17 protein-coding genes are annotated in these 21,243 nt (G+C 58.0%); 15 read left to right on the top strand and 2 right to left on the bottom strand.

What is annotated here, in order from left to right; all coding sequences use genetic code 11:
* The first annotated feature begins 115 nt into the window (after positions 1 to 115).
* Positions 116 to 1,021, top strand: a complete 906-nt coding sequence (locus tag GA0071314_RS12585; RefSeq protein WP_074396966.1) for a LysR substrate-binding domain-containing protein — start codon at positions 116 to 118, stop codon at positions 1,019 to 1,021.
* A gap of 28 nt (positions 1,022 to 1,049) precedes the next feature.
* On the opposite strand, the gene GA0071314_RS12580 is transcribed toward GA0071314_RS12585, so the two are convergent.
* On the bottom strand, positions 1,050 to 1,937 hold the full coding sequence (locus GA0071314_RS12580) for a LysR substrate-binding domain-containing protein (protein ID WP_074396965.1): 888 nt from the start codon (positions 1,935 to 1,937) through the stop codon (positions 1,050 to 1,052).
* A 101-nt stretch (positions 1,938 to 2,038) separates the two neighbouring features.
* Here GA0071314_RS12580 and GA0071314_RS12575 point away from each other — a divergent pair, with 101 nt between their 5' ends.
* The 3 genes from GA0071314_RS12575 to GA0071314_RS12565 all read left to right on the top strand — a co-directional run bounded on the left by GA0071314_RS12575 (position 2,039) and on the right by GA0071314_RS12565 (position 5,210).
* A complete protein-coding gene (locus GA0071314_RS12575; RefSeq protein ID WP_074396964.1) occupies positions 2,039 to 2,929 on the top strand; it encodes a HalD/BesD family halogenase in 891 nt (296 codons plus the stop codon).
* Between the two features lie 37 nt (positions 2,930 to 2,966).
* Positions 2,967 to 4,220, top strand: coding sequence for a M24 family metallopeptidase (locus tag GA0071314_RS12570; protein ID WP_074396963.1), 1,254 nt, complete (start codon positions 2,967 to 2,969; stop codon positions 4,218 to 4,220).
* A gap of 120 nt (positions 4,221 to 4,340) precedes the next feature.
* The gene (locus GA0071314_RS12565) at positions 4,341 to 5,210 is read left to right on the top strand and encodes a glycine betaine ABC transporter substrate-binding protein (RefSeq protein WP_074396962.1); all 870 of its coding nucleotides are present in this window, start codon (positions 4,341 to 4,343) and stop codon (positions 5,208 to 5,210) included.
* A gap of 242 nt (positions 5,211 to 5,452) precedes the next feature.
* On the opposite strand, the gene GA0071314_RS12560 is transcribed toward GA0071314_RS12565, so the two are convergent.
* Positions 5,453 to 6,502, bottom strand: coding sequence for a four-carbon acid sugar kinase family protein (locus GA0071314_RS12560; protein ID WP_074396961.1), 1,050 nt, complete (start codon positions 6,500 to 6,502; stop codon positions 5,453 to 5,455).
* Between the two features lie 613 nt (positions 6,503 to 7,115).
* Here GA0071314_RS12560 and GA0071314_RS12555 point away from each other — a divergent pair.
* The 11 genes from GA0071314_RS12555 (at position 7,116) to GA0071314_RS12505 (ending at position 21,013) form a co-directional block, all read left to right on the top strand.
* Positions 7,116 to 8,294: a transporter substrate-binding domain-containing protein gene (locus tag GA0071314_RS12555; RefSeq protein ID WP_074396960.1), complete on the top strand. Its 1,179-nt coding sequence runs from the start codon at positions 7,116 to 7,118 to the stop codon at positions 8,292 to 8,294.
* Entirely contained in the window at positions 8,291 to 8,941 is a 651-nt protein-coding gene (locus tag GA0071314_RS12550) for an ANTAR domain-containing response regulator (protein ID WP_074396959.1), read from the top strand. The genes GA0071314_RS12555 and GA0071314_RS12550 overlap by 4 nt, the downstream gene beginning before the upstream one ends.
* A gap of 150 nt (positions 8,942 to 9,091) precedes the next feature.
* The gene (locus GA0071314_RS12545) at positions 9,092 to 10,327 is read left to right on the top strand and encodes an urea ABC transporter substrate-binding protein (RefSeq protein ID WP_074396958.1); all 1,236 of its coding nucleotides are present in this window, start codon (positions 9,092 to 9,094) and stop codon (positions 10,325 to 10,327) included.
* A gap of 105 nt (positions 10,328 to 10,432) precedes the next feature.
* Positions 10,433 to 11,305, top strand: coding sequence for an ABC transporter permease subunit (locus GA0071314_RS12540; RefSeq protein ID WP_074396957.1), 873 nt, complete (start codon positions 10,433 to 10,435; stop codon positions 11,303 to 11,305).
* Positions 11,306 to 12,409, top strand: coding sequence for an ABC transporter permease subunit (locus tag GA0071314_RS12535; protein WP_197668812.1), 1,104 nt, complete (start codon positions 11,306 to 11,308; stop codon positions 12,407 to 12,409). It begins immediately after the preceding gene.
* Positions 12,406 to 13,128: an ABC transporter ATP-binding protein gene (locus GA0071314_RS12530; protein ID WP_074396956.1), complete on the top strand. Its 723-nt coding sequence runs from the start codon at positions 12,406 to 12,408 to the stop codon at positions 13,126 to 13,128. Before GA0071314_RS12535 ends, GA0071314_RS12530 begins: the two co-directional genes overlap by 4 nt.
* The gene (gene urtE / locus GA0071314_RS12525; protein ID WP_074396955.1) at positions 13,115 to 13,834 is read left to right on the top strand and encodes an urea ABC transporter ATP-binding subunit UrtE; all 720 of its coding nucleotides are present in this window, start codon (positions 13,115 to 13,117) and stop codon (positions 13,832 to 13,834) included. The genes GA0071314_RS12530 and urtE overlap by 14 nt, the downstream gene beginning before the upstream one ends.
* 128 nt (positions 13,835 to 13,962) lie before the next feature.
* Positions 13,963 to 14,961, top strand: a complete 999-nt coding sequence (locus tag GA0071314_RS12520) for an acetamidase/formamidase family protein (RefSeq protein WP_074396954.1) — start codon at positions 13,963 to 13,965, stop codon at positions 14,959 to 14,961.
* A 17-nt stretch (positions 14,962 to 14,978) separates the two neighbouring features.
* Positions 14,979 to 16,676 carry a nitrilase-related carbon-nitrogen hydrolase gene (locus GA0071314_RS12515; RefSeq protein ID WP_074396953.1) on the top strand — a complete coding sequence of 566 codons (1,698 nt, stop codon included), beginning with the start codon at positions 14,979 to 14,981 and terminating at the stop codon, positions 16,674 to 16,676.
* Positions 16,677 to 16,733: 57 nt separating this feature from the next.
* Positions 16,734 to 18,245, top strand: coding sequence for an amidase (locus tag GA0071314_RS12510; protein ID WP_074396952.1), 1,512 nt, complete (start codon positions 16,734 to 16,736; stop codon positions 18,243 to 18,245).
* Positions 18,246 to 18,550: 305 nt separating this feature from the next.
* Positions 18,551 to 21,013 carry a DUF1266 domain-containing protein gene (locus tag GA0071314_RS12505; protein WP_074396951.1) on the top strand — a complete coding sequence of 821 codons (2,463 nt, stop codon included), beginning with the start codon at positions 18,551 to 18,553 and terminating at the stop codon, positions 21,011 to 21,013.
* Positions 21,014 to 21,243 lie beyond the last annotated feature (230 nt).

Genomic DNA, 21,243 nt, shown 5'->3' with positions numbered 1-21,243 from the left:
AGGAAAGTGAACCCCGGGTATTCCAATAACTCATGCAAGACTGGTATTGGAGAGGTGTTTGCTGACATTATCTGGTGAGTTACTGCGAAAAAATCACCCAATGAGGTTTCGGCGCATGTCACGCACCTTACCCCCACTCAATGCTCTCAAGGCCTTCGAGGCCGCCGCCGAGTGTGCGAGTTTTACCCTGGCGGCACAGCGGCTCTGCGTGACCCAGAGCGCGGTCAGTCGTCAAGTCAAGTTGCTGGAGGAGCAGTTGGGGGTGTCGCTTTTCCAACGCGGTTCGGGCCACCTTCGATTGACGGACGCGGGAAGGCGGTTGCAGCCAGTGCTGCGCCAGTCCTTTGACCGCATCGCCTGGACCGTAAGAGGGCTGCAAGAGCCGGATGCTGTCTCCCACCTGCGCCTGAATGCACCTCCTACTTTTGCCAATCGGTGGTTAATCCCAAGACTGGGGCGCTTGAAATCATTGCACCCGGATCTGGAGCTGTCCCTGACAACGCGTGCCGATGATGACCTTGTGGGAGACGAAAACCTGGATGCGGCGATTCGTTTTGGCACCGGTGAGTGGTCGGATGCCGAGGTGGTGCACTTGATGCAGGAAAGTCATATCGCCGTCTGCGCACCCAAGCTCAGGGGGTCTATGCGGCGTGATGCGCTCGACCTCAATCACCAGGTGCTGCTCCATGTCCTGTGGGGGGAGGATCGCTTTCATACCTGGGATCACTGGCTTTCAGCGGCCGGTATCGAAGGTGTGAAGACCAGCGGGGGGATCGCGTTTGATCTGCTGGAATCGGCGATTCATGCTGCCGTTAACGCCGTCGGGTTGACCATCGCTGACCGACACATGGTCGAGCGCGAGTTGGATAGAGGGGAGCTTGTATCTTGGCTCGATGTCGAGGTCACCGGGCATCGTTCCTATTGGTTGGCCACCCGGCCGCATCAAGTGGAGTCGGCGAGCCTCAAGTTGTTCCGCCAATGGCTGGCGCAGGAGATCGACGATCCCCCCACGGGGTTATAGTCGTCTCGAGACGCCGCCGTGGAGGCTGTTATGAGAGAAGCTGTTCACGCAGCAAGTCGACGAGCGTATCCCCCGCAGGATGCTGGAAACTTGGCGATTGTCGAACCGTCAACTCGGCAGGCGGCAACGCTGGAAACCCGTCCGCTTCATCGAGGATGCGCCAATTCTCAGGCATGGCGCGTCGATCAATGACCGTGACGGCCTTGCCCAGGTTGACGGCAACGCGCAGCCCGGTAGGGCTTTGGGTGGTATATTCCAGCGACCACTGCCTGCCCAGGCGCGCAAGGGCTTCCAGGGCGCGCTCTCGATAAGGGCAGTGGTCGGGGAAGAGCGCCAGTGCGAGTGGCGCATTGGGGGCGACACGATAATCCTGATGCGCTGCCCACACCACTTCCTCGTGGCCCATTGATACCCCGTGCCGTTGGCTCTTGTGTTGAATGGTCAGCACGAGATCCAGTTCTCCCGCTTCCAGCGACTCGATGAGCTCACTCGACATACGACAATGAATATGCGGCCGAATGCGAGGGTGGCGTTCGGCAAAGCGGCCCAATAGTGCCGGTAGCCAGGCTTCGGCATAATTTTCGGGTAGGCCGAAACGAATCACGCCGTCGTGGTCGCCGTGACCAAGCACGCTTAACGCTTCACGTTGCAATTGCAACAGGCGACGGGCGTAGACCAGGAATGTTTCCCCATCTTGGGTGAGTGTCAGTTGGCGGCTTGTACGCTGCAATAGACGCGTGCCGAGCCGTTCTTCCAGGGTGCGTATGCGCAGACTAATCGTCGACTGGGTCTTGTGCAGCTGATTAGCGGCGGCAGTGAACCCATTGTTGTCCACCACGGCCACGAAGGCGCTCAACAGCTCATTGTCGAGTGACGGCGTGCGGGATGAGCTATCGGTAAAGTCGATGGAATCCATCACAAGGAATTGTTTCCTCAATAGCGCTTGTTTATCCACTATGCCTTCAGATAAGCCCGGGTGCCAAGCCCGGTTCCCGTTTGCTTCTGGAGGGCAATGCAATGCTGAACGCTGATCAGTTGGCGGATGCCGAGCGCCTGGATCTGTCTGCTTTCGTCGATACCCAACGTTATCCACTCGATGACCCCGATAGCCCGTCGCTTATTGAGGTCATTGAGTCGGCCCGGCGTGATCTTGACCGTGAGGGCTGTGCGGTACTGCGAGGTTTCCTGCATCCGGCCGTTCTTGAACAGGCGCGGGCGGAGAGCGCGCGCATGGCCGAGAAAAGCTTCTTCAACACGCGCCAGGTCAACGCCTATTTTACGGCTGATGACCCCTCGCTGCCGGATGATGATCCCCGCCGGATATTCATGACGCGTACCAGCGGTTTCGTTACACGGGACATGATCACGGCCGACAGCCTGATTCATCGGCTCTATGTCTCCAAGGCCATGAAGTCGCTGGTGGCCCGCTGTCTGGGCGAAGAGCAAATTTATGAGTACGCCGACCCTTTCGCTGGCCTCGTGCTCAACGTATTGCCCGATGGTACTCAGCAGCCGTGGCACTACGACACCAACGAATTCATCGTCACCATGATGACGCAGCAGCCCGAAGCGGGCGGCGTTTTCGAGTATTGCCCGGGTATTCGTACGCCCCAGTACGAAAACTATACCGGTGTCAGCGCGGTGATTCGTGAGGATGACTCAACACCTATAAAGCGCCTGGATCTGCGTCCGGGGGACTTACAACTTTTCAAAGGGCGCTTCAGTCTGCACCGCGTCTCAGAGGTGCAAGGTGATACGCCACGGTTGACGGCCATTTTCGCCTATTCGCAGCAACCCGGCGTGGTCGGCAAGCTGGAGCGCACGCGCCAGCTGTACGGGCGTGTCGCCGAACAGCATATCCAGGCGGAAGTCCGCGATGCCGAGCGTACTGACGGGCTGATCGACTAAGTACGCATCCCTATATTTTTAATGAAGAGGAGAGACCATGAAGATGGATCTCGATACCCTCGGCATTCTTCCGCCGACCCATGCGCCCAGCGATTGCGAGCCGACGCACGCCGAGATCGAACAGGTATTACTTGATCGTCTTGGCCGGGTTAGGCGTGAACTCGTCAAACGTGACCTGGCCGCGGTGGTGCTCTTTGATCCGGCACATGTCCGTTATGCCACCGGGTCGCGCAACATGCAGGTCTACAGTTCCCGCAACCCGGCGCGCTATGCGTTCGTCCCTGCCGAGGGGCCGGTGGTGTTGTTCGAGTTTTCCGGCTGCGAGCACCTGGCCAAGCACCTGCCCACGGTGGATGAGATTCGTTCGGCGAAAGCGATTTCTTATTACTTCAATGAGAAAAACACCGAGGCGGTGACCCGCGCCTGGGCGGACGAGATTATCGACCTTGTTCGGCAATGCGGGGGCGGTAAGCGTATCGGTATCGAAAGCGCCACGCCGGAAGCGGCCTTCATGTTGAAGGCGAGTGGCTTCGAGGTGTTGGATGCCCAGGCACCGCTGGAGTTGGCGCGTGCCATCAAGGTACCCAATGAGATCAAGATGGTCCGTTCGTCGCTGCGCGCGGTAGAAGACGGGGTGCGCAAGCTTGAAACGGCCATTCAGCCGGGCATGAGCGAAAACGCCGTGTGGTCGAGGCTGCATCAGCACATCATCGAAACCGATGCTGACTTTGTCGAGACGCGATTGATGAACTCGGGACCGCGCACCAATCCATGGTTCCAGGAGTGCTCAGACCGAATCATCCAGGAGGGCGAGCTGGTGGCGCTCGATACCGACGTGGTAGGACGCTACGGCTATTATGCTGATTTCTCACGTACTTTCCTGTGTGGCGATGGCCAGGCAAGCCGGGCCCAGAAAGACCTCTACGCCATGGCGTATGAACAGATAAGTACCAATATGCAAAACATCAGCCCCGGCATCAGTTTCAAGGAGTACGCCGAGCGTGCCTGGCAACTGCCCGAAGCCTACAAGGCGCGCCGTTACTTCGCCCTGGCCCATGGCGTTGGCATGAATGGCGAGTATCCCTACATCGTTCATCGTGAAGATATCGACGACAAGGGCTACGACGGCATTATTGAGCCGGGAATGACGCTGTGCGTGGAGAGCTTTATCGGCCACGAGAAGGGGGGTGAAGGCGTCAAGCTTGAAGAACAGCTCTACGTCCGCGACGACGGAAAAGTGGAGCTGCTGTCCGATTATCCCTTCGATTCAAGACTGCTGGGATATACCTAGGGAAACGGCATCGCATTCTTTTTTCTCATGATGGCTATGCGGTAATGTCGATCGTCATTCGATAATAACCTGCTACGATTGAATTTTTAGAATGTCTAAAACAAAAGAGAGGAGCTTGATATGAATAAAATGTCATCATCGGCTTTATTGGTAGGATTGTTCGCAGCGACAACTGTCGTTCAAGCGGACAATGACAAGTCATTGGTGATCGGGACCAACAACTGGGCCGAGAACATTGCCGTCGCCAATATGTGGAAGATCATTCTTGAAGAAAAGCACGGTTACGACATTGAGCTCTCCGACGTCAGCAAGAGCGCACTTTATAGTGGTCTGGCCAACGATGACTTCGACCTCTCACTGGAAATCTGGTTACCTAACACGGATGCCTCTTTCCTTGAACCCCACGAGGATGAGATCGACGTGCACGATGTTTGGTACGAAGGCACTAAACTGGGCCTGGTCGTGCCGGACTACGTGGAAATCGACACTATCCAGGAACTTGGTGAGAACGCCGAGGATTATGAATATCAAGGTAGCCCAACGATTCTTGGCATTGATTCAGGTTCGGCGATTGCAGGCTCTACCGACGAAGTAATAGAAGCGTACGAATTGTCACTTGATCAAACTAACAGCTCTGAACCCGCCATGATGGCCGCACTGAGTGACGCTTATGAGCGAGAAGAGCCGATCGTTGTGACGCTATGGAGTCCGCACTGGGCCTTTGCCGAGTACGACCTCAAATATCTAGAAGACGCTGAAGGCGTTTACGGCGAAAGTGATGATATTCACTGGATGTCGCGCAAAGATTTCGGTGATGATGATCCCTGGCTTACGTCCGTGCTCAACGACTGGCACATGGACGACGATACGCTGGGTGGCCTGATGGCCGAAATCGAGCAAACCGGTGACCCTGTGGAAGGTGCCAAGACTTGGATCGATGAGAATCGTGACTTGATTGATGAATGGTTAGCTGCTGGCGATGCGGAATAGCTCTGCATTATTTAAGTGACTACCACCAATAACACTACTGCCTCGTGCAAGTGCTAACGCATGGGGCAGTTGTGTTTTTAATCGAAAGCACATCTCTAACCCGGACTAGATTGCCAAATGAAACTGACAATCTGCGTACTCATGATGTCGGCGATGGTTGGTTGCATCTGGTCGTAGACCATCTCGCCTAAACTGCGGCGTCCCGATGTGGGTTCTCGTTGATCAGTCATGCAGCTTTTTCGCTAAATTGTGCAGATCATTTCGGCGACTCTTACAAGTGTATCATCCGCGCCAAAGCCGCCCGATTTCGTGATAAACACAATATCCCCAGTACGGCAGACCGGAAGTCCGGGAAGAATTTCACCGAGTATTTCCATTTCCAGGATGCCGTTGCAATGCAACACAGCCTCAGCCGTCGCCCCTCCGGTGAGAAGCCAGGTCACGTCGTTCTCGCCGGTAAGTCTTTTTAGGGATGAGGCAAGATGGGTGGCAACCGTTGATGCTGGCATTGTTGTGGGGCCGGGGACTGCCTGCAGCACCGTCAACGGTGCTGTTGGCAGCGGCTCTATGTCTAGGCAGCCATTCGGGGCCGGTACATATGCGGCATCGCGTCTGGCTGCTAGTAGCGCGTCAATCTGAGCCAACGTAATTGTATCTCTTGAACCTGCGGTTATACACAGCGCTGGCGGGTACGACAAGGACGAGTCTTGCGGGATGGGGTGGTCGGCCATGTGCATTGCCAAACGCTCCGCCAGAGCGCGTGCGCCGAGAAATAGGGAGTCGGTGGCGTAGGCGCCGATCCACTGGTCCATGTCTTTGTCATGCAACGTATCGGGTATACATGCATTGCTGGCATGGTGGCCGAGGGCGTCGGCTACCGAGATCGGCGAGTCCACGCCAAAGCCGCTGACGCAGCCGTTGAGGACGATCCGATCAAATTGCGGGATCGCTGGCATGGCGACGATCCTGCGGTAGGGAATTTCGTCAAGCTCGGCGGCGATCGGCCCTTTGAGCCGGGAGTCGACCTTCTTGAAGATGTGCGTGCCGGCAGGCAATGCCCTCATCGCTTGAGCGACTCGCTTTCTCGCTTCATTTGGGGAGGCATCGCGCGTTTGTGTCGAGATGGCCAGAATTTCAGGGCATCGCTCGGCTACTACACGTTGGATGGCCTCTGGTGAGGTCACGGCATGGGTGCGAAAGCCATAGCGTGCAAACGCCGCGCTGGAGTCGAGCGCGCCGGTCAGGTCATCGGCAATGATTGCCAGTCTCGGAGCTTCTGTCTTGGACGCCATTGCGGCTCTCTTTAGTTCTCTGAATGATTGTTTTAAGTCATCTTGAGGCCTGGCGATGCCCTCGACCATCCATCAAGCGCCGGTCTGATTTTATCACCTCAGAAACTGTTAATGTTATTGCTGATCGCTCAACGAGCTGTGTTCCTTCGAGACTCACTTCATGCACTCAGCTCCTGTAGGAGCCAGACTTTGTCGGGCGATAACCTTCGGTGGCTTGATGATTGCTGATCGCGCAACAAGTTGCGCTCCTACAAGATCTATTCCATGCACCTGGATGGGGCGCAAACACGAATTTTTTGAATCAAAAAGTAGCATCGTTTGTTCATGAAGCGTGCGCAAAAGCCGCTGTGGCGGGCGTGGATCAGTTGGCACGCTTGTTGCTTTGCTAACTAGCGTAATAATTTCTTAGCGTAAATGTTCAGGTAGTGATCTTCGACTAAAAATAGCGTGACTGGATTGACAAAGTCGTAAAAGGGTCACAATCTAAATTCTGTACTAGACATATTGTGCGTCGGCATACGCCGAAAGGGCACAGAGCAATAGGGCTCCCATCGTTACCGTCAGGTTGCGTTGTGAGCCCTTTTTTTATGTCCGAAAACAGGAAGCTCGTTCAATGAACAGTCGTATTCCGGTTGGCATACTTTTCTCCACCCAAGGCCCCTACGCCACCGTTGGCCGCTCGATGCGCGACGGGGCGATGCTGGCGCTTGAAGAGGTCAATCAGGACGCGCGCTTTCCCTTTGAACTGGTACCCATCGCATGCGAGCCGGCCGGTGACAACGCTGCCTACGGCACCCACGTGCGCAGCCTGCTGCGCCATGAGGGCGTGAAGCATGTGATTGGTTGCTATACGTCTTCCAGCCGCAAGGAAGTCATCCCGATTTTCGAGAAATACGATGGCTTGCTGTGGTATCCGTCGCATTACGAAGGGTTTGAGACCAACAACAACGTTATCTATACCGGCGCCGTTCAGAACCAGCATGTGCTGCCGCTGATGGATCATGTGCTCGCCCATATCACCCGTGATGTCTACTTCGTGGGCTCCAACTACGTTTGGGCGTGGGAAAACGGCCGCATCATCCGCGAGCTGACCAAGGCGCATGGCGGCAAGATGATTGCCGAGCGCTACCTGCAGGTCGGCGATCTGGATGTGGCCCGTATCATCGAAGAGATTCACGAAAAGCGTCCTGCTTTCATCATGAACATGCTGATTGGTGAATCCAGCTATGCGTTCTACCGCGCGTTTGCCAAGGCGCGGGACGAGAACGCCGCCTTGCAAAAAACCGTGGTGGGTAGCTGTACGCTTTGCGAGCCGGAACTTGCCCAGATCGGGCCTCAGGCGTGCGGCGGGCACCTCGCCTCGAGCGTTTACTTCTCGACCATCAAGACGGCGGTGAATGAGCGGTTCGTGTGCAGTTACCGGAAACGCTATGGCGATGATGCGCTGCCCAGCGCCGATGCTGAGGCGTCCTACAACACCGTTCACCTGCTTGCCCTTGCCTTGGCTGGCGCCGATTCGGTTGATATCGACAGGGTGAAAAACGCCCTGCATAAAACGTCATTCCAGGCGCCGCAGGGAAGGGTGCATGTCGATCCCGAGAGTAATCACAGTTACTTGACCGTGCGTTTGGGCATCTCCCGCGAAGACGCCACGTTCGAGGTGATTTCAGAAGCGGACGCCCCCGTTCGCCCGGACCCTTATCTCGTCTGGGCTGAGGCAAGCGGTGCAGGCTCCGCTAAGCAGCAAACGCCCAGTGCCCAGAACACCCTTGGCTTAAGGATTGTGCGATGACGGTTACCACACGACGCAATTTCAGGGGCCACCGTGCGTTGATCGTGTGTGCCGCCGAAAAGGACCGAGCGGTGCTGACGCAATTCCTGGTCGAGCTGGGTGTCACCCCGGTCGCTCATGACAACCACGACGAGGCGGTGGCCGAAAGGCCGTTCGACCTGGTGTTCTTCGATGATGAGTTGGGCCGCCAGTTTGGCAGCATCACGCGCATGATCGACAGCGTCCAGGGGCCGGCGATTGCCTTGATCGGGTCGGATGCGCCGGGTTCGGTGAATTGGTTTATCGAACGCCGCGTGTGCGGCTATCTCACCAAGCCGCTACGCAAGGCCGGTATTCTCGCGAGCCTGATCATCGCTTACCAAACGTTCAACGAGTGCTGTGAGACGGCGCAAAAGCTGGAGCGGCTGGAACAGCAGGTGCGCGCTCGCCAGGTCGTCTGCACGGCGGCGATCAAGCTTATGGAGGACATGGGGATTTCGGTCAATGACGCCTTTGCCCTGTTGCGGTCGGCGAGCATGAACCGGCGGCTATCCCTTGAGGATCTGGCGGCCATGCTCGTGTCGGGTGAGATTGCGGTGGCGGCACTGAAGCAGGATTTCGACGCCATTCATCATCTTAGGGAAACCCGTTTGAACCGCTATTTGTAGCGGATGCGTAGCGATCAATCGAAGTGGCATAGCGCGATCAGATTTTAAGAGCAAAACGTCGTTTCTCCTTTTCAGCAGAGGCGACTAGGGAGCTGTTTTGCTGCAGGACGGCGAGGAAGGAAAAAGTAAAACTACATCAGGGGTATACAAATGAAATACTCAACACTTCAGAGAACGGCAACTTTAACAACGTTGTTAGCGGGTACGTTCGTGAGCAGCGCTTCGGCGGATGATCCCATCCAGATCGGTGTGCTTGAGGACCAGTCCGGCAACTTTGCGGCGGTGACGCAGGCTAAAGTGGATGCTATTGAATTAGCGGCCGAGGAAATCAACGAGGCGGGCGGTATTGCGGGTCGCGAAGTGGAACTGGTCGTTTACGATACGCAGTCGGATGATCGCCGTTATCAGGAGTTGATGCGCCGGGTCCTGCAGCGTGATCAGGTCGATACCGTTTTCGCGGGGTTTGCATCGTCATCACGGGAAGCGTACCGACCCATCGTCAACCAGTTCGATGGCTTGGCGTTCTACAACAACCAGTATGAAGGCGGCGTGTGCGACGCCAACATGATCGTCACCGGCGCGGTCCCCGAGCAGCAGTTCTCGACCCTGATTCCCTGGATGATGGAGAAGTATGGCTCAAACGTTTATACGATTGCCGCGGACTATAACTTTGGCCAGATCTCGGCGGAGTGGGTGCGCCAGATCGTAGAGGAGGAAGGCGGCGAAATCGTCGGTGAGGATTTCATTCCGCTGGATGTCTCCCAGTTCTCGCAGACCATTCAGGACATTCAAAGTGAGGATCCTGACTTTGTCGTGACGTTACTGGTCGGCTCCAATCAGGCGTCTTATTACGAGCAGGCGGCATCCGCTGACCTGGGGCTTCCCATGGCCTCATCGGTGAACGTTGGGCAGGGCTACGAGCATAAGCGCTTTGCACCGCCAAGCCTTGAGAACATGTTCGTGACCACGAACTTCATCGAAGAAGTCGATAGCCCCGAGGCAAACGAGTTCGTTGAGAAGTTCTACGAGCGTTTCCCCGATACCCCCTATGTGAACCAGGAAGCCGCCAACTCGTATATCGCCATGTACCTGTACAAGCAGATGGTTGAGCGTGCCGATGGCTCGACTGACAAAGAAGACCTTCGGGAAGTGATCGCCGAGGGTGATGTCTGCTTCGACGGCCCCTCAGGTACGGTGTGCCTCGACCCCAAGAGCCAGCATATGTCGCATAACATCTTTCTGGCCCAAGTGGATGAGAACCACGAGATCTCCTTCCCTGAAACCTGGGAAAATATCGAGCCGTACTGGCTGGGTGACAACGGTTGTGACCTGACCCAGAACGACCCGAGTGCCCAGTACACCCCGTCTAGCCCTCCCAACGAGTAAATATCACGCATCGTCCCGGCAGGGTGGTGAGATTCACCCTGCCTGGCCTGTGAGTTTGCATTAAGTGGGAAACGCTGCAGGCGTTTCCTGACCAGGAGCCTGGATATGGAAACCTTACATTTAGCGTTCACAGCGTTCTATCAGTTCGGGGATGCGTTTGCCTTTCTGGTGCTGTCGGCCATGGGGCTGGCGGTAATCTTCGGGATGATGGGCATCATCAACCTGGCGCACGGCGAATTTATCATGTGCGGCGCCTACGTCACGGTGGCAACGGCGCGCCTGGGGGTGCCACTGCCCATTGCGATGCTGTGCGGCAGCCTTGCCGCCGGGGTGCTGGGCATTTTGCTAGAACGCACGATTATTCATCGCCTCTACCACCGGCCGCTGGACTCCATCGTGGCCACCTGGGGGATCAGCCTGATCATTACCCAAGGCACGCTGATCGTGCTTGGCTCCAGCATGCCGGGCATCAGCACGCCGCTGGGCAGCTTTTCGATGGGTGACTACACCTATTCCACCTACCGAATGGTGCTGCTTGGGGTCGCCGTGCTGCTTCTCGTTGGCCTGTATGTGCTGTTTCACCATACGACGTTTGGTATTCACTCCCGGGCAACGATTCAAGCCCCGCACATGGCGAAAGCTACGGGCATCGACACCGGGCGGATGTACTCCCTTACCTTCGGTCTTGGGGCGGCCCTGGCCGGTTTGGCCGGTGCGCTTTATGCCCCCACGATCTCCATCGTGCCGACTCTTGGCGCCAATTTCCTGGTCGAGAGCTTCGTGACGGTGGTTGTCGGCGGGGCGGATGTGTTCCTGGGCACGGCACCGGCGGCGGCGACGCTTGCGGTGATCAAGGCCTTTTTAACCGGGTGGCAGGGGCAACTGATTGGCCAGGTGGGGCTATTGATCACCGTCATGGTGGTTATCCGCATTCTCCCACAAGGCCTGTCGGGCTGGTTACTCAAGGGGCGTACATAAATGAGTATGTTGCAGCGAGATGGCGCGATGCCGACGCGGTCGACATCCCGGATGCCGGCCTGGATGCGGCTCATTAACGGCCCGCAAACCTTGGGTCGGGGCCCGCTATTCTGGGTCGGTTTTGCCTTGACCGTGGGTGCCGCTGCCGGTTACCCCGCGTTCGCGGATGCCTGGAGCGTTGGTAATACGGCCTACTTCTTTTGCTGGGTGTTCATGGCGCTTGGGCTGTCGCTAATCTGGGGCTACACCGGGGCACTCAGCTTTGGCCAGACGGCTTTCTTCGGGCTCGCCGGGTACACCTATGGGGTCGTCACGATCAATTTTGGCGCGGCCTACGGCATGACCCTGGTGGGCGTGCTGCTTGGCGTCGGGATGTCGTGTCTGGGAGCAGCCTTGCTTGGCTACCTGCTGTTTTATGGACGCATTAGCGGGGTTTTCCTGGGGATTGTGACGCTCTCGACCACGCTGGTGTTTGCCACTTTCATGGCGCAGACGGCGGGCTCTAAGTGGGCGATCGGCGATGCCCGACTGGGGGGCGACAATGGCATGACCGGGATGCCGCCGCTGACCATTCCCTGGGCGGGAGGAGATATTGCGCTGTATTCGGGTGTACCGCTTTATTACCTGCTTCTGGGCCTGGTGGTGCTGTGCTATCTCAGCCTTCGGGTGCTGGTCAATTCGCGGTTCGGCAATGTGCTGGTGGCGATTCGCGAGAACCCGCATCGCGCCGAAATGCTGGGTTACGACATACGCCGCTATCAGCTGATTGCCTTTGTCATCGGCAGTGGATTGGCGGGTGTGTCTGGCGTGCTGTATACCGCCTGGGGGCAGTACATCAGCCCGTCCAACATGGATTTGGCGGCCGCCGCCTTGCCCATCATCTGGGTGGCGGTGGGTGGCCGTAAAGACCTCACCGCGACGCTGATCGGCACCTTGGTGGTGCTCGGCATTTTCCAGAACCTCACCATCTTCGGTAGCTACTACGCCTTCGTCATCATGGGCTTGCTGCTGGTGATCATCGTGGTCTTTTTGCCTGAAGGCTTGATCCCAGGGCTGGTCAAGCGCTTTGGCCGCTTTCGCAAGCGTAAGGAGGGCATGTCGTGACCCTACTGCGAACCGAACATTTATATAAGCATTTCGACGGCGTGAAAGTGGCCCAGGACGTGAACTTCTCGATGGAGCCCGGTGAAATCCGCTGTTTGATTGGCCCAAATGGCGCGGGGAAGAGCACGTTCTTCAAGCTCGTGCTTGGAGAGCATCAACCCAGCGCCGGGAAGATTTACTTCGCGGAGAAGGAAATCACCAAGCTGCGTTCCTTTGAGCGCGTGAAGCAGGGCATTGCGGTCAAGTTTCAGGTGCCGGGTATCTTCGCTGAGCTGTCCGTTTGGCAAAACATGCAGATCGCGGTTCAGAACCATCTGCATGGCGATTCGATGACGGCGGCGATCGATAAAGCCCTGGCGTTTGTAAGGCTTTCCGACAAGGCCGACGAGTTGGCGGGGGAGCTCTCCCACGGCGAGCAGCAGTGGCTTGAGATTGGCATGGCGGTGAGTACCGAGCCGCGCCTGCTTCTGCTCGACGAGCCAACGGCGGGCATGACGCCGGAAGAAACCGCGCGCACGGGCGAGATGATCCAGGCGCTCAATCGCGAGGGGATGTCCGTGTTGGCGGTCGAGCACGATATGGAGTTCGTCCGCCAGATTGCCCATAAGGTCACCGTGCTGAACTTCGGTGAGATCTTTGCGGAAGGCACGATCAACGACATCGAGGCGAACGAAGAGGTCGCACGCATTTACCTGGGGACAGCCGATGACGACGAATAGTACACATCTGTTGAGCGTGGAGGGCGTCACCTCTGGCTACGGGACCACCTCCGTTCTTCAAGGGGTCAGCCTGAGTGTTGGCCGCGGCGAGGTGGTGGCCGTCATCGGCCGCAATGGGGTCGGCAAGACGACGCTCATGAAGACGCTTATCGGGCTTCTCAAGCATCGCCAAGGCGCTATCCGCTTCGATAGCAAGGATATCAGTGCGCTCGAATCCCACGAACGCGCGCGCTTGGGCATTGGCTATATCCCTCAAGGGCGAGAGGTTTTCTCGCGCATGACCGTCTGGGAAAACCTCAAGGTCGGCGAGATGCTCCAGCAGCCCGGCGAGGGCGTCGACTATGAGCGGGTCTACGAGTTCTTTCCTATCCTCCGCGAGCGGTCGAATCAGCGGGCGGGCACCTTCAGCGGCGGGCAGCAGCAACAGCTGGCGATCGGCCGGGCCATGGTGGGCAAGCCTAAGCTGATGCTGCTCGATGAGCCCTCGGAAGGTATCCAGCCGAACATCGTCAAGGACATTTCGCGCAACATCCTCAAGCTCAATCGCGAGCTGGGCGTGACCATTCTCCTCGTCGAGCAAAACCTGGACATGATCATGACCATGGCACAGCGCTGCTACGTCATGGACAAGGGGCAAATCACCCACGAGCTTGCGAAGGAGCAGCTCAATGACCGTGACGCCATGCGCCGCATTCTGGCGGTGTGATGGCAGGGCGTGACCTGAAGGTAGGCATGCAAAGCGTAGGTTCATTTCACCATGACGCAAGCTCCGGTCCGCAGTCGCTGGAGCGATGACCGGAAGCCGCAAAAAAGCACCTAAACAGGAGTAGAACAATGAACTGGTTTGATCATTCCATCATGGCGCGTCGCGCCGTTGCCAAGGGTAAGCCGGGTACGACCCATCAACTAACAGAGGCCGTTCAAGGTCAGTACCACTACACGCTTGGGCCTAACCCCAAGCCCGTGTTGCATATCCAGCCGGGGGATATCGTCAGTGCGGAAACCCATGACGCCTTCGAAGGCAAATTGCGCTCTGAAAGCGACAAGCCAAGCGAGCTGCTTAATCTGCCTTACCTCAATCCGCAGAACGGGCCGATCTATGTAGAGGGGGCGGAGAAGGGCGACTGCCTGGCGGTGTATATCCACGACATGAAACCCCGTGGCCCGCAGCCGTGTGGCACAACGGCGCTGATTACCGAATTTGGTGGTCTGGTGGCAACCGGGGACACCGCGCTACTTAACGCACCGCTACCAGAGCGGGTAAAGAAGGTGGAGGTTGACGCGGTCACCGGCGTCAAGTGGACCGACAAGATTACCCTGCCGTATCAGCCGTTTATTGGCACCATTGGGGTATCGCCAGAGATCGAGTCGATCAGTTCGCTGGTCCCCGATTATTACGGCGGCAATATGGACTTGCCCGATGTGGCGCCGGGGGCGGTGATCTATTTGCCGGTGCACACGAAAGGCGCCTACCTGTATCTGGGCGACTGCCATGCGGCGCAGGGCGATGGTGAGTTGTGCGGCGTGGCTATCGAGCATCCTACCGTGACCACCGTACAGGTCGACTTGATTAAGGATTGGACGTTCAAGTGGCCGCGCCTGGAAAACGAGCAGTTTTATATGACCATTGGTTCGGCGCGGCCCATGGAAGATGCCACGCGCATCGCCTACCGAGAGCTGGTCCGCTGGCTGGCGGCAGAGTTCGATTTCGATGAGATCGAAGCCTATATGCTGCTTACCCAGGCAGGCCGGGTGCGGCTGGGCAATATGGTCGACCCAAAATATACGTTGGGCGCGTCCATTCTCAAGTCCATCGTCGGGCAAGCACGCTAGCAAGCGGGGAGGTAACGATGAAATACCTTGCCGCCACGGTGCAGTTTGAGCCTGAGATGTTCGCCAAAGAGCGCAATGTCGAGGCGCTGAAGCAATTAGTGGAAGAGGCGGCTGCGTCGGGGGCGCGGCTGATCATCACGCCGGAAATGGGCCTGACCGGTTACTGCTGGTATGCAAGGGAAGAAGTGGCGCCCTATGTGGAGCCGGTCCCCGGGCCTTCAACCAACACCTTCGCCGCCCTGGCGGCGAAGCTTGACTGCTATATCGTTATCGGGCTTCCCGAAGTAGAGCCCACCAACGGGCTCTACTACAATACCGCGGTGCTAGTGGGCCCAGAAGGCTATATGGGCAAGCATCGTAAGAGCCACCCTTACATTGCCGAGCCAAAGTGGGCGGCCTCGGGGGATACGGGCCATCAGGTTTTCGAGACGTCGCTCGGGCGGCTTGCGCTGCTCATCTGCATGGATATTCATTTTCTCGAAACCGCTCGGCTGGTGGCGCTGCAGGGCGCCGATGTCATCTGCCACCTGAGTAATTGGCTCGCCGAGCGAGCACCGGCACCCTACTGGATCAGTCGCGCCAGAGAAAATGGTTGCTACCTGATCGAGAGTAACCGCTGGGGGCTTGAACGGGGCGTTCAATTCAGTGGCGGCAGCTGCGTGATTGACCCGGATGGGCATGTCCAGGCGAGCCGCGATGACGGTGATGGGGTCGTGCTGGGCGAGATTGATACCGACCGCGTTACCGGGCCGTTGGCCGCTGAGCGTCGCCCCGACCTTTATCATGAACTGCTCCACCAAACTTACGCCTGGAACCCGCTGGACTTTTTCAGGCTTTATGGCCACCAGCCTTTACCCAAGGGCAAAGCAAGCACCATCGCGGTTGCGCAATTTGCGCCCTCGAATCACCTCGACGATAACCTTTCCCAATGTATTTCACTGATCGCCCAGGCTGGGCACGTGGAACTTGTGGTGTTGCCCGAGCTAGCCCTGACGGGGCTGGACCCTGGCGCGATCAATCCTATCCCGTCGGATCACCCGGTTTTCGACTCGCTGCGTCGGCTTGCAGAGGAGCGGCAGCAGTATTACGTGGTTGGTTTTGCGGAGACGTCGGATGGCAAGCTCTACAATGCGGCCGCGCTGGTGGGTTCGCAGGGCGTGATAGCGATTTATCGCAAGATTCACTTAAGCGATGCTGACCGCGAATGGGCGACCCCAGGCGAGCGGTGGGTAAGCTGCGATTTACCGTTAGGTCGCGTGGGAATGCTGATTGGCCACGATGCCGATTTTCCCGAGGCGGGGCGCATCCTGGCGCTGCGGGGGTGTGATGTGATCGCTTGCCCTGCCGCCTTACCGGGCCCATTTCATTGTGCCCACCCCGGCACTGAGATTAAGCAGCCGGTATCAATCCCTACCGGGGCAGACGATTATCATTGGCACCATTACCGGGTCAGAGGTGGCGAGAACAACTGCTATTTCGCTTTCGCCAACGCGTATTTGCCCGAGGCGGGATTACCCGGACTAAGCGGGATATTCGGCCCGGATACGTTTCATTTTCCCCGCCAGGAGGCGCTGCTGACCAGCGGCACGGGCTGCGTTCAGCTTGCCATCGATACGAGCAACCTGGACTCCGCTTATCCGAATAGCGCAGTGCGCCGCAAGGACCTAGTGGCGATGCGCCTGCCACACCACTACCTTGAATTACTGGAGAGATAGCACACCCCTAACTGGATTTCTTTTCAGGCAAGCATTCGCGTACAGGAGTAGTTGACCATGAGTGTGAAGCGACCCGGCATCGATACGTTAGCGGCCATTTCCGATTATTACGGCTTTGACCTTTCCTTTGAGGAACTGGGCGAGTTCCAGTCCGCCGTTGCGGGCTCAATGGCGATTTATGATCGCCTGGATGAACTGGCGGATGAATCGTTGCCGGTCAACTATCCGCGGGCAGAATTGGGCTATCGCCCGGTTGGTGACGACAACCCGCTCAACGGCTGGGCGTGGAAATGTTCGGTGCCCGGTGCCAACGAAGGGCCACTCGCGGGCCGAACGGTCGCGCTAAAGGACAATATCGCCCTGGCCGGGATTCCCATGATGAATGGCTCTCCGATCATGGAAGGCTTTGTGCCCCGCGAAGACGCCACCGTGGTCACCCGGCTGCTCGACGCTGGCGCGCATATCATCGGCAAGACGGCGGTGCCTGCGTTCTGTTTTGACGGTGGCGGCTGTACCGGCTATCCCGAGCCTCAGCCGGTCAATCCACATGACCGTGAGCGTCTAGCTGGCGCCTCTTCCAACGGCAGCGCCGTGGTGGTGACCAACGGAGAAGTCGATATGGCGCTGGGGGGCGACCAGGGGGGCTCCATTCGGCTACCTGCCTCCTGGAGCGGCTGTTACGGCATCAAAGGCACCCATGGTCTGGTGCCTTACACGGGTATTTTCCCCATTGAACTTACTCTCGACCACGTTGGGCCTATGGCGCGCACCGCGGAAGATTGCGCGCTTATGTTAGAAGTCTTGGCAGGCTCGGATGGGTTAGATCCGCGCCAATACGACGTGCGCACGGCAACCTACACCGAATCGCTTAGCGAAGATCTTACCGGCTTACGCATTGGCATCCTGCGCGAAGGGTTTGGCATTGACGGCGTCAGTGAACCCGACGTGGACGCCGCCATTAAAGAAGCCGTCAGCGTGTTGGAAAAAGCCGGTGCGCGTGCTTCGGAGGTGTCGGTGCCGATGCACACCGACGGGCTGGCACTATGGAGCGCGATCGCCTTTGAGGGGGCGACCGAACTGATGGTCAGAGGTGATGGCTATGGCACCAACTGGCGCGGGCATTACAGTACCCAGCTCATGGACTTTTACGGACGAGCTCGCCGTGCGCGCGGGCATGACTTTAGCGACACCGTGAAAATGACGGTGCTCGCCGGGCATTACATGTCCGAACAGTATAATCGGCACTACTATGGCAAGGCCCAGAATATCGGTCGGCGCCTCGCGCGCGATTATGACAACGCCCTGCAAGAATATGATCTGCTGATTATGCCCACCACCGCCATGAAAGCGGTCAGCAGGCCTGCTGACAAACACCTCACCAGCACACTGGCCAGTGCGCTTGGCAATCTGCACAACACCGCCCCGTTTGACGTCAGCGGGCACCCGGCCATGAGTGTACCGGTCGGGTTTTCGGAGGGCCTGCCCGTTGGCATGCAGCTTGTGGGCCGACGCTGGGATGAATCGACCTTGCTGAAAGTTGCCCATGCTTATCAGGTGGCTGTTGGCTAGTTCGGCTGGTGATTCGATGCTTCCTGATCGCTCTACAAGTTGAGCTCCTGCGAGACCCGCTTTATGCACCCAGCTTCTGTAGGAGCCCGACTTGTCGGGCGATAAGCTTCGGTGGCTTGATGATTGCTGATCGCGCAACGAATTGCGCTCCTACGAGAACCCTCTCTAGCCTGCCTGTGTGGCACCTTCCGATAAATTGATCGTTTATCAAAGCTGCGTGCTATCGGTCTTTGGGGTGGTTTCCGTTACACTAAGCGGCTTTAAGCTTGCCTGTGGGCAGCGGGTGTTTTTTGTCGAGGTGACTCTTGGGTGACGCGTTACATGCTTGGTGGGCACAGCAGTTGGTGCTTTGCGATTGGCATTTTACGCCGCATCCTTTGTCGGTGGATGCGGGGGCAGCGGAGCAGCGTTTGTTGGGTCAGGGGATCACCCACCGGGGTGAGCTGGCCGAGCAATGGCTGGAGGCGCTGCATGCCCCCGCGGGCGAGGCCGACCAGCTGCTGGCGGCGCTTGAGTGGGCGGCGTTGGCGGGAGCGGCGGGCTGGATAAGCCCCGCGCAAGCCAGCGATTGGGCCTGCTGCGTGATGCAGCGTATCAACCGCGATTACCGCGACCTGCGTGGCTGGTTGGGCGATGTTCGCCGTTCGCTGGGTGTCCGTGGCTGGGCCACCGGGGCCGATGACCGTTTTATTGACGCCTGCCAAGTGCTCTCGGATTCAGAAGCCGAGGGGGCGGGGGTTACCTGGGAGATGTTTGAAGCGGCGCTGCGCCAATATGGCCAAGTGACGCTATGGCCGACCGCCCCCGTGGCCCAGCCTTGGCGGCTGTGTGCGTTGTTCCGTCCGGTGCTGCATTACCCGGCAAGCACGGCGGATTGGCCGGACGCAGCCAGTTGGCTCAACACCGCCTGGGAAATTAACGATCGCGACGAGTTGCTTACCGGGCTGCTTTGGCTGGGGGCGCAGGGCGAACGCCAGCGTTGGGACGTTGAAGCCCGCGACTTACTCGCCATGGATGCCGCCCAACGTCAGGAATGGCAGCGTAATGCCCGGGCCGAGTCTCGTCATGCAGGCGTGCTATGCCGTTTTGTCAATGAAGGCGAGCCGTTGGAATGGGCCGCGTGGGATTGGATGCGGCTTGTCGAACTGGCCTGGGCCGGGGCGTGCAGCGGCTGGCTGAGCCAGACAGAGGCGGATGCCTTTGCCGCCCATGCGGCCGAGCTACTTCAGCGCCGTTACCACGACTGGCGAGCGGTGGTCACCGCTTACCGCCGGGGCCACAGTTTGTTTGACGGCATGGACCGCCGTGACATGACGCCGCCCAAGCGTGAAACCATGCTGCTAAACGGGATGTTTAGTCCTTGGCAGGTTGCGGTGGACCACCTGCTGAGCGCCGAGACGCAAGCGGCCTCGCGGGCCCTGCTTAGCCAATGGCGCGATACGCCGCACCACTGGCTGCTGGCGCTGGCGGGCGTTCGCGAGCCAGACGCCATGCTGCGCCTCGCCAATCCCAGCATACCGATTAGCGAAGCCCAGCGTGCCGAGGCTGGCGAATACCTGGATGGCACCTTAGGCATGCATGCCGATGAGGGCGCGTCAGCCATGGCCCGCTATTGGCTGCCTGCCCAGGCGCATCACTTAAACCAGCTTGCTGCGGATGCCGCCCACGGCGTGATGCCGCCTTCTGCCACGCTGTTTGGCCAGCCGGATTTTCCGATTAATACCCAACGCCAGGCGTTAAAGAGCGTCAGCCGTCATGCGGCCACCATCCATATGGCGGAAAAATTCGCCTTTTACCTGCACATGGCACTTAACAGCGAATTGCTCGAGCCCGAACCGTTACTCGACTATGCGCGCTCGCTACGCAATTGTTTATGCCGCTTTTACCCTAATGCCAAACGCTTGTTAGAAGCTTGGCTGGCTTGGGAACACTGCCTGCCGGAGAGCGAGCACGCCTCGCTGTGCAATGAAATTGCCTGGCATTTGGAAGACCCCGGCAGCCTGTTTCACTGGTTAGAGTGGCGGGTCGAGGCGTGGAGCGAACCCAGTGAGCGGCCAACGCTTAGCCAATTTACCGCCATGTCGTTGGTGGGACCGCTGAACAGCGCCGTTTGGAGTGAGCCGCAGCGGGAAAGCGCGCGTGAATGTGCCGAGATTCGTGAGTGGGTGGAAAGCCATTACCACCTTGCCAGTGCCGATGACATGCAGACGTTTTTAACCTCCATGCTAGAGGCGGGCGACCGTCAGGAATACCAAATCAACTACGCCCCCTACACGCTCAATACCCAGCGGTTGGACGCCGAGATTGCCATTTTGGAGTCCGGCGATTGCGGCGAAGAGGATCGCCACCACCTGCTGCGGCTGCGCCGCGTGCGCGATAATGAAGACGGCTGCAACGAAGTGGATATGGCGGCCTGGGATATCGCCCAGCTGGTTGATCTGGCCATTGCCGGGCGTCAGCTTGGCTGGCTTTCATCCGCTGCCTTTGCCGATGTACTTTCGCGTGCCTATCAACTGGCCGCGGATCACTATGCCGGCTGGCAGGATTACGCCGCTGGCATGTACGCTGGTTTTTCGTTTTTTATGGGCGAAACCCCCGAGCGAGAGAGCTTTTTAGCCAGTTTTCGGCAGGCGTTGGTGGCCTGGCTGTGTGCGGCCCCGATACTCGCCGGACCATGGGCGAGCCTGGATTTTCCCGGTAAAAAGCCACGGCATTTTGCACCGCTGCATATCGATACATTGCCCGGCGACCAGCGCACGTTACATTGAAACTCGCCATAAGTGGTGCGTTTCGCTTATAGTCGTCAGTTGATCAAAAAGAACCCACTCATGAATAGAGCTGGGAGGTTGATGTTTTTACTCAATTATTGACGAGGGATCGCGCATGGTTGCGTTGCCACACTCGGTTGTGACCGCTGTCCGTGTTTTACGAGATAGGTTATCTCAAAGTCATAAAGTTTGTTCCTTTAGTGTGCCAGCAAGCAGTTGTCTACTCGTGG

The sequence above is a fragment of the Halomonas sp. HL-93 genome (assembly GCF_900086985.1).
GTDB lineage: Bacteria > Pseudomonadota > Gammaproteobacteria > Pseudomonadales > Halomonadaceae > Vreelandella.
This window is presented reverse-complemented; position numbering and strand designations above follow the sequence as displayed.

Excerpts from the sequence above, each read along its gene's own strand:
- GA0071314_RS12550 (WP_074396959.1), top strand. The coding sequence starts at position 8,291 with ATGACGGTTACCACACGACGCAATTTCAGGGGCCACCGTGCGTTGATC.
- GA0071314_RS12520 (WP_074396954.1), top strand. The coding sequence starts at position 13,963 with ATGAACTGGTTTGATCATTCCATCATGGCGCGTCGCGCCGTTGCCAAG.
- GA0071314_RS12575 (WP_074396964.1), top strand. The coding sequence starts at position 2,039 with ATGCTGAACGCTGATCAGTTGGCGGATGCCGAGCGCCTGGATCTGTCT.
- GA0071314_RS12545 (WP_074396958.1), top strand. The coding sequence starts at position 9,092 with ATGAAATACTCAACACTTCAGAGAACGGCAACTTTAACAACGTTGTTA.
- GA0071314_RS12540 (WP_074396957.1), top strand. The coding sequence starts at position 10,433 with ATGGAAACCTTACATTTAGCGTTCACAGCGTTCTATCAGTTCGGGGAT.
- GA0071314_RS12510 (WP_074396952.1), top strand. The coding sequence starts at position 16,734 with ATGAGTGTGAAGCGACCCGGCATCGATACGTTAGCGGCCATTTCCGAT.
- GA0071314_RS12555 (WP_074396960.1), top strand. The coding sequence starts at position 7,116 with ATGAACAGTCGTATTCCGGTTGGCATACTTTTCTCCACCCAAGGCCCC.
- urtE (WP_074396955.1), top strand. The coding sequence starts at position 13,115 with ATGACGACGAATAGTACACATCTGTTGAGCGTGGAGGGCGTCACCTCT.
- GA0071314_RS12560 (WP_074396961.1), bottom strand. The coding sequence starts at position 6,502 with ATGGCGTCCAAGACAGAAGCTCCGAGACTGGCAATCATTGCCGATGAC.
- GA0071314_RS12580 (WP_074396965.1), bottom strand. The coding sequence starts at position 1,937 with ATGGATTCCATCGACTTTACCGATAGCTCATCCCGCACGCCGTCACTC.
- GA0071314_RS12515 (WP_074396953.1), top strand. The coding sequence starts at position 14,979 with ATGAAATACCTTGCCGCCACGGTGCAGTTTGAGCCTGAGATGTTCGCC.
- GA0071314_RS12565 (WP_074396962.1), top strand. The coding sequence starts at position 4,341 with ATGAATAAAATGTCATCATCGGCTTTATTGGTAGGATTGTTCGCAGCG.
- GA0071314_RS12535 (WP_197668812.1), top strand. The coding sequence starts at position 11,306 with ATGAGTATGTTGCAGCGAGATGGCGCGATGCCGACGCGGTCGACATCC.
- GA0071314_RS12585 (WP_074396966.1), top strand. The coding sequence starts at position 116 with ATGTCACGCACCTTACCCCCACTCAATGCTCTCAAGGCCTTCGAGGCC.
- GA0071314_RS12570 (WP_074396963.1), top strand. The coding sequence starts at position 2,967 with ATGAAGATGGATCTCGATACCCTCGGCATTCTTCCGCCGACCCATGCG.